At 68.9% G+C, this 13,596-nt stretch carries 11 protein-coding genes; 7 read left to right on the top strand and 4 right to left on the bottom strand.

The window, feature by feature from the left end; all coding sequences use genetic code 11:
- Positions 1 to 82 precede the first annotated feature (82 nt).
- The 3 genes from RUH65_RS12870 to RUH65_RS12860 form a co-directional block, all read right to left on the bottom strand.
- Positions 83 to 1,339: an RNA polymerase sigma factor gene (locus tag RUH65_RS12870; RefSeq protein ID WP_313817935.1), complete on the bottom strand. Its 1,257-nt coding sequence runs from the start codon at positions 1,337 to 1,339 to the stop codon at positions 83 to 85.
- A gap of 348 nt (positions 1,340 to 1,687) precedes the next feature.
- Positions 1,688 to 2,929, bottom strand: a complete 1,242-nt coding sequence (locus RUH65_RS12865) for a DUF4192 family protein (protein ID WP_313817932.1) — start codon at positions 2,927 to 2,929, stop codon at positions 1,688 to 1,690.
- A 95-nt stretch (positions 2,930 to 3,024) separates the two neighbouring features.
- The gene (locus RUH65_RS12860; RefSeq protein WP_313817930.1) at positions 3,025 to 4,092 is read right to left on the bottom strand and encodes a PAC2 family protein; all 1,068 of its coding nucleotides are present in this window, start codon (positions 4,090 to 4,092) and stop codon (positions 3,025 to 3,027) included.
- A 176-nt stretch (positions 4,093 to 4,268) separates the two neighbouring features.
- On the opposite strand from RUH65_RS12860, the gene RUH65_RS12855 reads away from it, so the two are divergent.
- From RUH65_RS12855 to RUH65_RS12840, 4 genes are all read left to right on the top strand, one after another.
- Positions 4,269 to 5,843, top strand: coding sequence for a leucyl aminopeptidase (locus RUH65_RS12855; RefSeq protein ID WP_396180233.1), 1,575 nt, complete (start codon positions 4,269 to 4,271; stop codon positions 5,841 to 5,843).
- A gap of 123 nt (positions 5,844 to 5,966) precedes the next feature.
- The gene (gene lpdA / locus RUH65_RS12850) at positions 5,967 to 7,346 is read left to right on the top strand and encodes a dihydrolipoyl dehydrogenase (RefSeq protein WP_313817928.1); all 1,380 of its coding nucleotides are present in this window, start codon (positions 5,967 to 5,969) and stop codon (positions 7,344 to 7,346) included.
- 104 nt (positions 7,347 to 7,450) lie between these two features.
- Positions 7,451 to 9,337, top strand: coding sequence for a 2-oxoglutarate dehydrogenase, E2 component, dihydrolipoamide succinyltransferase (sucB, locus tag RUH65_RS12845; RefSeq protein ID WP_313817926.1), 1,887 nt, complete (start codon positions 7,451 to 7,453; stop codon positions 9,335 to 9,337).
- Positions 9,338 to 9,349: 12 nt separating this feature from the next.
- On the top strand, positions 9,350 to 9,700 hold the full coding sequence (locus tag RUH65_RS12840) for a hypothetical protein (RefSeq protein ID WP_396180231.1): 351 nt from the start codon (positions 9,350 to 9,352) through the stop codon (positions 9,698 to 9,700).
- A gap of 108 nt (positions 9,701 to 9,808) precedes the next feature.
- On the opposite strand, the gene RUH65_RS12835 is transcribed toward RUH65_RS12840, so the two are convergent.
- The gene (locus tag RUH65_RS12835) at positions 9,809 to 11,317 is read right to left on the bottom strand and encodes a serine/threonine-protein kinase (RefSeq protein WP_313817922.1); all 1,509 of its coding nucleotides are present in this window, start codon (positions 11,315 to 11,317) and stop codon (positions 9,809 to 9,811) included.
- Positions 11,318 to 11,428: 111 nt separating this feature from the next.
- On the opposite strand from RUH65_RS12835, the gene lipB reads away from it, so the two are divergent.
- The 3 genes from lipB to RUH65_RS12820 form a co-directional block, all read left to right on the top strand.
- Positions 11,429 to 12,181, top strand: coding sequence for a lipoyl(octanoyl) transferase LipB (gene lipB, locus RUH65_RS12830; RefSeq protein WP_313817920.1), 753 nt, complete (start codon positions 11,429 to 11,431; stop codon positions 12,179 to 12,181).
- Positions 12,178 to 13,182 (top strand): lipoyl synthase, encoded by a 1,005-nt coding sequence (lipA, locus tag RUH65_RS12825; RefSeq protein ID WP_313817918.1) that lies wholly within the window; start codon positions 12,178 to 12,180, stop codon positions 13,180 to 13,182. Before lipB ends, lipA begins: the two co-directional genes overlap by 4 nt.
- 12 nt (positions 13,183 to 13,194) lie before the next feature.
- A partial coding sequence (locus RUH65_RS12820; RefSeq protein WP_313817916.1) for a DUF4191 family protein occupies positions 13,195 to 13,596 on the top strand: 402 nt, incomplete at its 3' end.

Here is a 13,596-nt window from a genome sequence, read left to right as displayed (position 1 = left end):
CCTTCGTGCTGCGGTGGACATCCCGCCGGCCGGGGCTCCTCACCTGACAGTGCAGAGCGCGGCCGGCTCGGGATGATCGGGCTCAGTCCAGGTAGTCGCGCAGGACCTGGGAGCGCGAGGGGTGGCGCAGCTTCGACATGGTCTTGGACTCTATCTGGCGGATGCGCTCGCGGGTGACCCCGTAGACCTTGCCGATCTCGTCCAGCGTCTTCGGCTGGCCGTCCGTCAGGCCGTAGCGCATGGCCACCACACCCGCTTCGCGCTCGGCGAGGGTGTCCAGGACCGAGTGCAGCTGCTCCTGCAGGAGCGTGAAGCTCACGGCGTCGGCGGGCACCACGGCCTCGGAGTCCTCGATCAGGTCGCCGAACTCGGAATCGCCGTCCTCACCCAGGGGGGTGTGCAGGGAGATGGGCTCGCGGCCGTACTTCTGGACCTCGACGACCTTCTCCGGGGTCATGTCCAGTTCCTTGGCCAGTTCCTCCGGGGTGGGCTCCCGGCCCAGGTCCTGGAGCATCTGACGCTGCACGCGGGCGAGCTTGTTGATGACCTCGACCATGTGGACCGGGATGCGGATGGTGCGGGCCTGGTCCGCCATGGCGCGGGTAATGGCCTGGCGGATCCACCACGTGGCGTAGGTGGAGAACTTGAAGCCCTTGGTGTAGTCGAACTTCTCCACGGCACGGATCAGGCCGAGGTTACCCTCCTGGATGAGGTCCAGGAACAGCATGCCGCGCCCGGTGTAACGCTTCGCCAGGGAGACGACCAGGCGCAGGTTGGCCTCCAGCAGGTGGTTCTTCGCACGGCGACCGTCGGCGATGACCAGTTCCATGTCCCGCCGCAGCCGGGCCTCCGTGGGGGGCTCGTCCTTCATCTTGTGCTCGGCGTACAGGCCGGCCTCGATACGCAGGGCCAGATCGACTTCCTGTTCCGCGTTGAGCAGCGCGACCTTGCCGATCTGCTTGAGGTAGTCCTTGACCGGGTCGGCCGTGGCACCGGCGGACACCACCTGCTGGACGGGGGCGTCGTCCTCCGCATCGGACACGACGAATCCACCGCGGGTCCTCGTCTCCTCGGCTTCGGCCGAGGCCGCCGGCGTCTCCGTGGCCTCATCGGTCTCTGCGTCGGAGTCGGTGGCGTCCACGGCCTCCTCGGAGGGCTTCGCAGCCGTAGCCTTGGCCCGCCCGGACTTCGCGGCGGCCTTGGTCGCCGTGGTCTTCGTGGCACTCGACTTCGGGGCGGACGTCCGAGCGGTGGCCTTGGCCGCCCCCTGGTCCTCCGCAACGGCGTCCTCGACGGCCGTGCTGCCCTGCGTCTCGGTCTTCTTGGAAGAAGTAGTCACTCAATACCTTTCGTACGGGCATCCCGGAGGGCCCCTAACGGTCAACACCACTATGACCCTGTCAAATCCGCTGGAACTGCACCCGGAGGCTCCGGGATGACGATCCCGTTCTTCCGGACCCGCGGACGCAGGGTCTTCATGTGGTCAACGACCCCCCTGGCACTTTTGTTCCCGTCCGCTCGGATTTTCCCGTACCCCGGGGTGTTGTCCGGGGATCGAGCGGGCGGAGGGATGTCAACGTGAGCCGGGGTCGGCCCCGCCGATTATGCCACGGCCCACACCGGGTTGGCGCATCAGGGGCTCCCGCGCGCCGCCCAGAGGTCCAGGCCGGCCGCGCGCATGGAGGTATCAGCCCGTCCTGCGGGCCGTGGCCGACCAGGCGGTCTCACGCCGGGCGGCCCAACCGGACAGCATCCCCCGGTCCACGATCTCCCCCAGCAGCTGTCCCAGCGGGTAGTCCGGGTCTTCGTGCCGGCACTCGTGCAGGATCCTGCCGGCGGCAGAACCACGGCCCCGCGCCCATTCGACCCAGGCTGCCAGGCACCGCAGAGCCGACGCCACCGGGCCGGCGGCCTCCGGCAGCAGCCCTGTGCAGGCGTTCTTGAGGTGGGCGACACGCTCCCAATCCGGCGAGCGGCGGCTGGCGGCGAGGATGACGGAGGAGTAGAGCACCCCGTTGACCTCGCGGGGCTCGGCATCGAAGGCCAACGACGCCTCCACGGGCAGGGTGCCGATCCAGGCCGCACCGGACAGGGCGCGCTCCAGGGTGAAGCTCGCTGCGGCGAGCAGGCAGTCCCGCCGTTCGACCAGGAGCAGTCCGGCCATGAGGATGGCCCTCTCGGTCGGCTGCTCCGGAAGCCCTTCGCCCGCCAGGACCCGTTCCCAGGCCTCGAGCCAGTAGACCAGCTCCTCGTGCTCCTCGGCCTCGTCCTCGGCGCCGACCTCGCAGCCGATCTCCACGACGTTCCGCAGTGCCCAGGTGAGCTCCACGGAGAAGTCCTCCGCGGCGGCCGGCAACCCACTGCCGACCGGCTCCTCCTCCACCACGGACCCCTCCACGATCAGCGAGGCGTTGACGACGCTGGTCTCGACCCAGGACACCGGTGAGCCGTGGCCGGAGCACGATCCGGGCTCGGGACAGTCCACGTGCCATAGGCGGCCCCTGGCCACCAACCAGAGTTCCATCAGCGGCAGACCGGCCTCACTGAGTTCGCGTTCCAGCGCTGCTGCCAGCAGGCGATCCGACCCGCTGGTCGGATCCTCCTCTGGCTGCCGGCCGTCATCATCACGGAACAGCACGGCCACGCATCCGTTCGCGCGCTGGTCCCGGGCCAGATGGCCGGCGAACTGGCGGGCGTAGGCCGTGTGGTCCGCCCAGGTCCTCACCGTGCCGGGGTTCCAGTCACACCGCAGGACGGCGCCGAGGTTCCGGCCCGTCATGCTGATGGCCGCCAGACTGTGGCGTGGCGGAAAACCCAGGGTGTGCTGGATGTAGCTGACCAGATCGGCCACGCCGGCGGCCTGGACCGGAGCGGGGATCGAGGCGGGCAGGCCGGGACGGACGCGGTCGTCGGGGAGATCTGTGTGCATGGCCTCCACGCTTCCGCCTCCCTCCCGGACACGGAACCGCCCACACCCCCGGTTGTGGGGCTGTGGGCGGTCTCGGCCGGGTGTGGAGTAGCGGTCTAGTCCCGGGGGCGGCTGTCCGGCCCCTCCGCCGGGCCGTCCTCGGGGTCGGCTGGGGCGGCGGAATCCTCGGAGCCATCGGGGTCCGCCTCAGCGCCTCCGTCCTCGGGCCGCTCGCCCCCACCGGCGTCCAGCGCATGGCGCGGCTGGCTCTGTAGGTATTCCTCAACGGCCGCGCCCAGCTCCTCGGCGTCCGGGACCTGCTCGTCCGGACCCACCAGCAGGGAGCGGCCGGCCCCCGGCGAGTTCTGGTCGAAGTTCTTCTCCAGGCCCTCCACCATGGCGCTCACCTCACGGGAGGAGCCGGTCTGACGGTCGAGCTCGCGGTCCACCTCGCGGCCCCGTTCGCGCAACTCCTCGGTGGGGAGCATGAGGCCCAGGGCGGCCCCCACGTACTCCAGTGCGGCGACGGCGGCCTGCGGGTAGGCGGCATCGTTGAGGTAGTGCGGGACGTGGAGGGTGTAGCCGGTGGTTCCGCGGTGGTGCTCGTCCAGCCGCAGCTCCAGCAGCTGGCCGACACCGGACACCATGCGTGCCTGGGGGCTCCACGTGGACAGGCCCGCCACCAGTTCGTCACGGTTTCCGTGGGCCGTCACGCCGAGAGGCCGGGTGTGTGGCACGGGCATCGGCACGGCGTCGATCAGGGCGACGAGCTTGACGTCCAGCTTCTCCACCAGGAACAGCACCGAGGAGACGAAACGCTCCCACTGGTAGTCCGGTTCAGGTCCGGAGAGCAGCAGGAAGGGCCGCCCCAGGGCGTCCGAGACCAGGTGCAGTTGCAGTCGAGGGGTCTGGTAGTCGCGGAAGCGCTCCCCGTCAAAGGTGATCTGTGGTCGGCGGGAGCGGTAGTCGACCAGCTGGTCCGCGTCGAAGCTGGCCAGCAGTTTGTGGTCCAACGAGTCGAAGACGGTGTCCCGCACCTGTTCGGAGAGGTGACCGGCGTCCATGTGGCCGCCGAAGACGGCCAGCATGCCCAGGCCGCGCAGCGCTGTGGCACCGTCGAAGCCACCGGCCAACAGGTCGCGGCCGGCCGGCTCGAGCGAAAACAGCGTGGTGGGATCCTGCATGGTGCGTCCTTCCGGTGCCTCGGGTGAGGGGCAGTGCATCGGGGCCGGGCCGGCCAGCGGCTCCGACCCCTGTTGGTGATACCAACGTACTGTGGCCTGCGCGTATTCCGTGGCTAGGATCGAGGCAGACCCGGAACCACTGCCCATGCTCATCGCCATCGAGGGGAACCACCCACGTGATCAACGATTTCAGCCCTGTCCTGACCGCCATCGGACCCAAGCTGTCACCCAACAGCAAGAATGCCGCCTCGGCCTTGGTCGTCGGCGTCTGCTCCACTGAGGACGGGCCGGTGCTGTTGCCGAACCCTCTTCCCGACGCCGGCGCGCGCGCCCTGGCGGACTCGCTCGAGGTGCTCGGCGTCACGGGCGCCGCCGACGAGGTCGTGCGGATCCCGGGGTTGGACCCCCTGCCCTTCCCCCTGCTGGTGCTGACCGGCGTCGGCCGGATCACCGGCGAGCCCGGTGCGGGAGTGTCCACCGAGGCCGTGCGCCGAGCCTCCGGGGCCGCCGTCCGCCAGCTCTCGGGCACCCCCTCCGTGGCCCTGGGCCTGCCGGCCGAGACCCCTGAGTTGCTGGGAGCGGTCGCCGAGGGTGCCGCCCTGGCCGCATACTCGTTCACCGCCTTCCGTTCGGTCGAGGCCCGGGCGAAGGCGAAGAACCCGGTGGAGCGCGCCTCCGTCGTGACGTCCCTGAAGCCCAAGGTGACCGGGCCGGTGCTGCAGCGCGCCGCCGTCGTGGCCCGCGCGGTCCGTGCGACCCGCGACCTGGTCAACACGCCCCCGTCCCACCTGTTCCCGGCGTCCTTCGCCGAGGAGGTGACCGAGGCCATGCGGCCGCTGCCGGTCAAGGTCACGGTGTGGGACGAGAAGAAGCTGGAGAAGGACGGATTCGGCGGCATCCTCAACGTGGGCAAGGGATCCATGCGGCCCCCGCGGCTGGTCAAACTCGAGTACTCGCCGGCGGCGGCCGGCCGGAACGCGCCGCACATCGCCTTCGTCGGCAAGGGCATCACCTTTGATTCCGGCGGCCTGTCCCTGAAGCCGCCGACGTCGATGACCACGATGAAGTCGGACATGGCCGGCGCGGCGACCGTGGCGTCCGTGGTCGCGGCCGCGGCCGAACTCGAGCTGCCCGTCAAGGTCACCGGTTGGCTGTGCATGGCCGAGAACATGCCCTCCGCCACCGCCCAGCGCCCCTCCGACGTCATCACGATGTATGGCGGCAAGACCGTCGAGGTCATGAACACCGACGCCGAGGGCCGCCTGGTGATGGCCGACGGGCTGGTGGCCGCGACCGATGAGACGCCGGACGCGGTGATCGACATCGCGACCCTCACCGGCGCACAGATGATCGCCCTCGGCAACCGGACCACCGGGGTGATGGGCACGGAGGGCCTGCGTACCGAGCTCGTGGCCGCCGCCGACGCCAGCGGGGAGACCGCCTGGGCCATGCCGATCCCGGAGGACCAGCGAGCCTCACTGGACTCCACGGTGGCGGACCTGTCCAATGTGGGCGACCGCTTCGGCGGCATGATGACGGCCGCGGCCTTCCTGCGCGAGTTCGTCGACGCCGGCCGCGCCCCCGAGGCTGCCCAGGCCGGGCCCACGCCCTGGGCCCACCTGGACATCGCCGGCCCGTCCTTCAACGATTCCGGCGCTTACGGATACACACCCAAGGACGCCACCGGCGTCATGGTCCGGACTTTGGTGTCCTACCTCGAACGGCGTGCGGGTCTGCCGCGCGGGAAGTAGAAGGCAGTGGTCCCGTGCGGCTAAGGTAAAACCGAGGCATCACAGCGACGATCCCGACGGGATCATCACCCCAACCCCGAAGGGTGCCGGAGACCCTGGCACCTGATTGTGAGGAGCACCATCGTGGCCGAAGAGGCAACCGCCCAGGAATTCGACGTACTCATCCTCGGCGGTGGCTCCGCCGGCTACGCCGCCGCACTGCGGTCCGTCCAGTACGGGATGACCGTGGGGCTGATCGAGAAGGCCAAACTCGGCGGCACCTGCCTGCACTGGGGCTGCATCCCGACGAAGGCGTACCTGCATGCCGCCGAGCTGGCGGATGACGCCCGCAACTCCGCCAAGTACGGCGTCCACACGACCCTCGAGTCCATCGACATGGCCGGGGTGAAGTCCTACAAGGACGGCATCGTCGCCGGAAAGTACAAGGGCCTCACCGGTCTGCTGAAGATGCGCAAGGTGCAGGTCATCGAAGGTGAGGGCAAGCTCGTCTCCCAGAACCAGATCGAGGTCGGGGGGTCCCGCTACACCGGGAAGAACATCATCCTGGCATCCGGCTCCGAGGCCAAGACCTTCGGCCTGCCCATCGGCGGCAAGATCATGACCTCCACCGAGGCCCTGGAGCTCGACTACACCCCGAAGTCCGCCATCATCCTCGGCGGCGGCGTCATCGGGTCCGAGTTCGCCTCCGCCTGGAACTCGTTCGGCGTGGATGTCACCATCATCGAGGGCCTGGAACACCTCGTCCCGAACGAGGATCCGGAGATCATCAAGATCCTGGAGCGCGAGTTCAAGAAGAAGGGCATCAAGTCCAACCTCGGCACCTTCTTCGAGAAGGTCGAGGAGACCGGCGACGGCGTCAAGGTCACCCTGGCCGATGGCAAGGAGTTCACCGCCGAGGTCTGCCTCGTCGCCGTGGGCCGTGGCCCGGTCACGCAGGGCCTGGGCTACGAGGAACAGGGCATCCCCCTGGACCGGGGCTTCGTCATCACCAATGAGCGCCTGCACACCGGGGTCGGCAACATCTACGCCATCGGTGACATCGTCCCCGGTGTCCAGTTGGCGCACCGCGGTTACCAGCAGGGTCACTTCGTGGCCGAGGAGATCGCCGGCAACAACCCGATCATCGTCGAGGACGTGAACATCCCCAAGGTGACCTTCACCGAACCGGAGATCATGTCCGTGGGCTACTCCGAGTCCAAGGCCAAGGAGAAGTTCGGCGAGTCGAACGTGGAGACCACCACCTACAACCTGGCCGGCAACGGCAAGTCCTCCATCCTCGGCACCGGGGGCATCATCAAGATGGTCCGCCAGAAGAACGGGCCGATCGTCGGTGTCCACGGCATCGGCAAGCGCATCAGCGAGCAGATCGGTGAATCCCAGCTGATCGTCAACTGGGAGGCGTACCCGGAGGACGTGGCCGCCTTCGTCCACGCGCACCCGACCCAGAACGAGTCCCTCGGCGAAGCCGCGATGGCCCTGAACGGTCACCCGCTGCACGGCTGACAGCACCAGAGAACAGCAATCGGCCGGTCCCGTCACGGGGCCGGCCACCAACCATCGTCACGCCGGCGGGCAGCCGGCACGCACTTGAGGAGAAACGGGACGACATGTCTGAAACCGTGAACCTGCCGGCCCTTGGTGAATCCGTCACCGAAGGCACCGTCACCCGCTGGCTGAAGGAGGTCGGCGCCGAGGTCGCCGGCGACGAACCCTTGGTGGGAGTCTCCACCGACAAGGTGGACACCGAGATCCCGTCCCCCGTGGCCGGCATTCTCGAGGAGATCCTGGTCCAGGAAGACGAGACCGTGGAGGTCGACGCCCCGCTGGCCCGCATCGGCTCCGGCTCCGGCGGCGGCTCGTCCGACGACGCCCCGGCTGCCGCTGACGCTGATGCCGAGGAACCCGCTGAGGCCGACGCAAAGGCACCCGCCGAGGAACCCGCCGAGGCCGCGGCCAACGATGAGGCCGGGGACAGCAGCACCGAGGGACAGGAACTGTCCTCCGAGCAGGTCGCCGCCGAGGACGCCGAGGAACAGGGCTCGAGCGAATCGACCGAGGTCACCCTGCCCGCCCTGGGCGAGTCCGTCACCGAGGGCACCGTCACCCGCTGGCTGAAGGAGATCGGCGACGACGTCGAGGTCGACGAGCCCCTGCTGGAGGTCTCCACCGACAAGGTGGACACCGAGATCCCCTCCCCCGTGGCCGGCAAGCTGCAGGAGATCAAGGTCCAGGAAGACGAGACCGTCGAGGTCGGGGCCGTCCTGGCCCTCGTCGGCTCCGGTTCCGGCGGCGGCTCTGCCGCCGAGGGCAAGCCCGCGGAACCTGCAGAGGAGAAGACCGAGACCTCGGACGAGAAGACCGAGGCTCAGCCTGAGGAGAAGTCCGAGGACACGTCTGAGCAGAAGACCGCGGACCAGGCACCGCAACAGTCCGAGTCCGCTCCAGCCTCGGAGGAGAAGCAGGACCAGCAGGAGAAGCCGGCACCGTCCGCTCCCGCCTCCACCCCGGCCCCCTCCGCCCAGGCCTCGGCCCCGGGTGAGGGCTATGTCACGCCGCTCGTGCGCCGGCTGGCCCAGCAGAACGATGTGGACCTGTCCACCGTGGTGGGCACCGGTGTCGGCGGCCGCATCCGCAAGCAGGACGTCCTGGTGGCCGCTGAAGCGGCCAAGGCCAAGCAGGCCGACTCCGCACCGGCCCCGGCCGCACAGGCAACCCCGGCCGCAGCAGCCTCGGCTCCGGCCCCCGCTGCCGCCAGCACCGTGGATCCGGCCAAGCGCGGCACCTCCGAGAAGGCCCCGCGCATCCGCCAGACCATTGCCAAGCGCATGCGGGAGTCCTTGGACGTCTCGGCCCAGCTGACGCAGGTCCACGAGATCGACATGACCCGCATCGTCGCCCTGCGTGGCAAGGCCAAGGTCGGTTTCCAGCAGAAGAACGGCGTGAAGCTCACCTACCTGCCTTTCATCACCCAGGCCACGGCCGAGGCGCTGAAGCAGCACCCGAAGCTGAATGCCGAGTTCAACGTGGACACCTCGGAGATCACGTACCACGACTCCGAGGACATCGCGATCGCCGTGGACACGGACAAGGGCCTGTTCGTCCCCGTGATCAAGGACACCGGCTCACTGAACCTGTCCGGGATCGCCGGCAAGATCGCCGATCTGGCCGATCGGACCCGGAACAACAAGATCTCCCCGGACGAGCTCAGCGGCGGAACCTTCTCCATCACCAATTTCGGCTCGGTGGGGGCCCTGTTCGACACCCCGATCATCAACCAGCCCAACGTGGCGATCCTCGGCGTGGGCACCATCGTCAAGCGCCCCATGGTCATCACCGATCTGGATGGCAACGACACCATCTCCATCCGGCACATGATGTACCTGAGCCTGACGTACGACCACCGCCTGGTGGACGGTGCCGACGCCGGACGCTTCCTGCAGACCGTCAAGGCCCGTCTCGAGGCAGGCGAGTTCGCCCACGAACTCGGGCTGTAGCCCGTGGAGGTCGTGACCGCCCTGTTCGTCGCCATCCACATCATCTCCGCCGCCGCGATCGTCGGCGGGTGGCTGGCTCACTTCAAGAACCCGACCGTCACCACGTCGCAGTGGTGGGGTTCCTGGGGCATGATCGTCTCCGGACTCCTGCTGGCCGGACTGGCTGAGATGGGTGACGGCCGGGTGAACCACGCCAAGATCGGCGTCAAGCTGGCTGTCGGCCTGGGGGTCTTCATCACGGCTCTGCTGGGCCGGCGCAAGGAGAACAAGGGCGAACCGGTGCCGACCGGGCTGGCCCACGCCACGGGCGGCCTCGGGTTGATCAACATCCTGATCGCCGTGCTGTGGCAGGACTACTCCTGACCCACGCCACGCACCGCTGACGGCGGCCGACCGGTTCTCCGGCCCCCCCCCCCCCCCCCGTCTCTGTCTCTGCAGATCTACCTCCTCAGCCACCAGGCGTTCGGCGGGTCAGGGAAGGATCTCACTCACCCTCCAGCCTGCGGTGGTCCGATGCAGGTGGACGGTGAACCGCTCCACGGAGGGCGTGAGGGATTCCGCCACGGTGTCCCCGCTGGCCGTCACCGTGCGAAAAGGGCTGATGGTCAGTTCGACCGGCACGGTGGCCGTCGAGGCATCGGCCTGCTCGATCGGGCCGGCGACAGTGGTCTCCAAGCGCAGGCCCTCGAAACGCAGGCCCTGAGCCTCCAATTGCTCCTGCAGGCCGACGTCCTCTGTGAAGGCGGGCGAATCCGGCAGGCTGTACACCGCCACGTGTCCGCGGTCCAGGGTGGTCAGCGCCTCGGTGCGGGCCCGCCCCAGGGCCTCCGCCGCATCGGAAACGTGTTCGATGTCAAGCCCGGTCGTCGCCTCGAGCTCCGGGGACTCGGCCTCGGCCTCCGCACTGGACTCCGGAGGCGTCGTGGCGGCGGGCGACGTGCCCGGCCCGGGGGTCGCCTCGGGGGCAGCCAGGTACAGGCCGGCCGTCACCGCCACGACGAGGGCGGCGTCCACTCCCCCGCCCAGCACCCAGCCATGACGTCCCCGCCTCCCGCGTCGCCCACCCTGTCCGCGCGGCCTGCGCCGCCCACGCCCTCGGCGCCGTCCGCCGTCAGTACCGAGATCCCGGCGGCGGGTGGGCAGCTCCATCGCCACGTCCTGGCCCGCCGCGGGGTAGAGGTCCACAGGGACCGGGGTGGTCCATCGGTAGCAGGCCATCGCGAACCGCTCGGCGGTGGGGCGCCGACCAGGGTCCTCCTCCAGGCCGGCCTCGAGGAGCTCGACCACATCCAGGGGGATGTCCGGAACGATCAGGGGCAGAGGAGCCCGCGAGGAGGTGGGCGCCGGCGCGCGTCCGGTGAGCGCGAACCACCCCACGGCTGCCAGTGAATACACGTCGGCCGCGGGGTTCAGCCCGGGGCGGCCTCTACCCGGACGCCCGGAAAACCCATCCCCGTCGACTTCGGGGGCGGAGAACCCCGGCGTCCCCAGGCGGCGGCCGGGACCACCCAAGAGCCGGGATGAGCCCAGGTCGGAGATGGCCGGCCGGCCCATGACCGTGAAGAGGATGTTGCCCGGTGACACGTCACCATGGACCACACCGTGTTCGTGGAGAGCCTGCAGTGCCTGGGCGACCGGCACCAGCACGGTCACGACCTGGCCCAGGGGCAGGGGCCCGGCCGCCCGTACCAGGGCGCCCAGCGAACCGCCGGGATGATACTCACTGAGCAGGCCCGGACCATGGTCCGTGGCCACCACGCCCCAGGGACGCACCACGTGGTCATGGCCCAGCTCGCCCACGGCCTTCAGCTCGAGGTCCAGCAGCTCGGCCGCCGCCTCGACCCGGTGGTCCGGGATCTTCAGCGCCGCCTCAGACCCCTGCTCGTCGGCCACCAGCCAGACCGTGGAGCTGCCTCCACGCCCCAGTTCTCGCCGGACCTCCCAACCCGGCACCTGAGGCCACGGTGTCGTCGACTCCATCGGATCTCCTTCCGGTCGGCACACGTCATCCTGCGTCATCCATCCTGCCGGTCCCCCGCCGCCTCTACAGACGTTATCCACAGCCACCCGGGCCAGGGCTAGAGTGGAGGCATGCCCGTGACGACCATGCCTCCGTTCCGCGTCCTGGGACTCTCCCCGGACACCGTCGACTACCTCTCGGCGTGGGACCTGCAGCAGCAGCTTCACGCCGCGGTGGTCGCAGGATCCTCGAGTGGTTCGGTCCTGTTCCTGGAGCACACCGCCGTCTACACCGCCGGTAAGCGCACCGAGCCCCAGGATCTCCCGGACGACGGCTCAGCGGTGGTGAACGTGGACCGCGGCGGCAAGCTGACCTGGCACGGCCCGGGACAACTGGTCTGCTATCCGGTGGTGCGCCTGGCAGACCCGGCCGCCGTCAAGGGCTATGTCTGGTTCCTCGAGGAGGCCATCATCCGCACCCTGGCCGACTATGGCCTGACGGGTGAGCGTGTCGATGGCCGTTCCGGCGTGTGGATCCTCGGCGGTGCCGACAGGGACGGCCGGACCCGGCCGGACCGCAAGGTCGCCGCCGTGGGCCTCCGGGTCAACCACGGCGTCTCCATGCACGGGTTCGCACTGAACTGCAGCAACTCCCTGGAGCCCTACGAGCACATCATCGCGTGCGGCATCTCCGATGCGGGTTCCACCACCATCTCGGCCGAGACCGGCCGCACCATCACCCCGGCGGACGTGCTGGCAACCGTCCAGGAGCACTTTGCCGCGCTGGCACCGGGCCACATCGCCCCCGTGCCCCAGGACCTGCCGGCCGGAACCTCGGACGGCAACACAACGACGAAAACCCTTGTGGAAGGAACACCTCAGTGAGCGCATCCCCCGACGGCCGCCGCCTCCTGCGCGTGGAAGCACGCAACGCCGAGGTCCCCGTGGAACGCAAACCGGATTGGATCAAGGCCAAGGTCGATATCGGTCCCGAGTACATCGACCTCAAGAACAAGGTGAAGTCCTCCGGACTGCACACCGTGTGTGAGGAGGCCGGCTGCCCCAACATCTTCGAATGCTGGGAGGACCGTGAGGCCACGTTCTTGATCGGCGGCGACACCTGTACCCGCCGCTGCGGGTTCTGCGACATCGCCACCGGCAAGCCCGAACCCCTGGACCTCGACGAACCTCGCCGAGTGGCCGAGAACATCCGCGAGATGAACCTGCGCTACACCACCGTGACCGGGGTGGCTCGCGACGACCAGAAGGACGGCGCCGCCTGGCTGTACGCGGAGACGATCCGCAAGGTCCACGAGCTGAACCCGAACACCGGCATCGAGATTCTGCCCCCGGACTTCGGGGCCGACCCGGATCTCGTCCAGGTGGTCTTCGACGCCCGTCCGGAGGTCTTCGCCCACAACCTCGAGACCGTGCCGCGGATCTTCAAGGCCATCCGTCCGGCGTTCACCTACGAGAAGTCCCTGCGCGTACTGTCCATGGCCAAGGCCGATGGCCTCATCACCAAGTCCAACCTGATCCTGGGGATGGGCGAGGAGGACCAGGAGATCGACCAGGCCCTCGTGGACCTGCACGAGGCCGGCTGCAACATCATCACGGTAACCCAGTACGTCCGGCCCTCGAAGCTGCACCATCCGATCGACCGGTGGGTCAAGCCCGAGGAATTCGTGCACTGGTCCGAACGCGCGGAGGAGATCGGTTTCGCCGGAGTCATGGCCGGCCCCCTGGTTCGGTCCTCCTACCGCGCCGGCCGCCTGTACGCCACGGCCATGCGCAAGCTGGGCCGTGAGATGCCCTCGAACCTGTCCCACATCGAGGAGTCGGGTTCGACGCGCCAAGAGGCAGCGACGCTGCTCGCTGGCCGGTAGACTGGGGCCACTATGGCCAAGAGCACTGATTCCGCAGCATCCTCCTCCCCGTCGACCCGCGAGAGCCTGAGGGCGGTCAAGACCGCCCAGAAGGAACGTCGCCAACAGGACAAGATCCGGGCCAAGGGGAACAAGGCCGAGACCAGGGCACGCAAGAAGGCCACGAAGAAGCCGGGTGTCTTCAAGCAGCTCCGTGAGGTCTTCTCCATGACCCGCGCGCACGACCCCAAGGTCGTGCTGTGGATGGCACTCGCCTTCATCGGCGCCCTGGTCGTCGGCCTGGTCGTCGGCCTGCTGCTGAACAACTGGATCACCTGGCTGCTCATCGCCATCCCGTTCGGACTGCTGGCCGCCGTGATCATCATGAACCGGATGGCTGAGCGTGCGGCCTTCGCCCGGATCGAGGGGGCCCCC

The organism is Citricoccus sp., assembly GCF_032154715.1.
In the GTDB taxonomy this organism is placed as follows: Bacteria; Actinomycetota; Actinomycetes; order Actinomycetales; family Micrococcaceae; genus Citricoccus.
The sequence above is the reverse complement of the archived record's forward strand: the minus strand, read 5'-3'. Positions and strand labels throughout refer to the sequence as shown.

Excerpts from the sequence above, each read along its gene's own strand:
- RUH65_RS12835 (WP_313817922.1), bottom strand. The coding sequence starts at position 11,317 with ATGGAGTCGACGACACCGTGGCCTCAGGTGCCGGGTTGGGAGGTCCGG.
- sucB (WP_313817926.1), top strand. The coding sequence starts at position 7,451 with ATGTCTGAAACCGTGAACCTGCCGGCCCTTGGTGAATCCGTCACCGAA.
- RUH65_RS12860 (WP_313817930.1), bottom strand. The coding sequence starts at position 4,092 with ATGCAGGATCCCACCACGCTGTTTTCGCTCGAGCCGGCCGGCCGCGAC.
- RUH65_RS12865 (WP_313817932.1), bottom strand. The coding sequence starts at position 2,929 with ATGCACACAGATCTCCCCGACGACCGCGTCCGTCCCGGCCTGCCCGCC.
- lipB (WP_313817920.1), top strand. The coding sequence starts at position 11,429 with ATGCCCGTGACGACCATGCCTCCGTTCCGCGTCCTGGGACTCTCCCCG.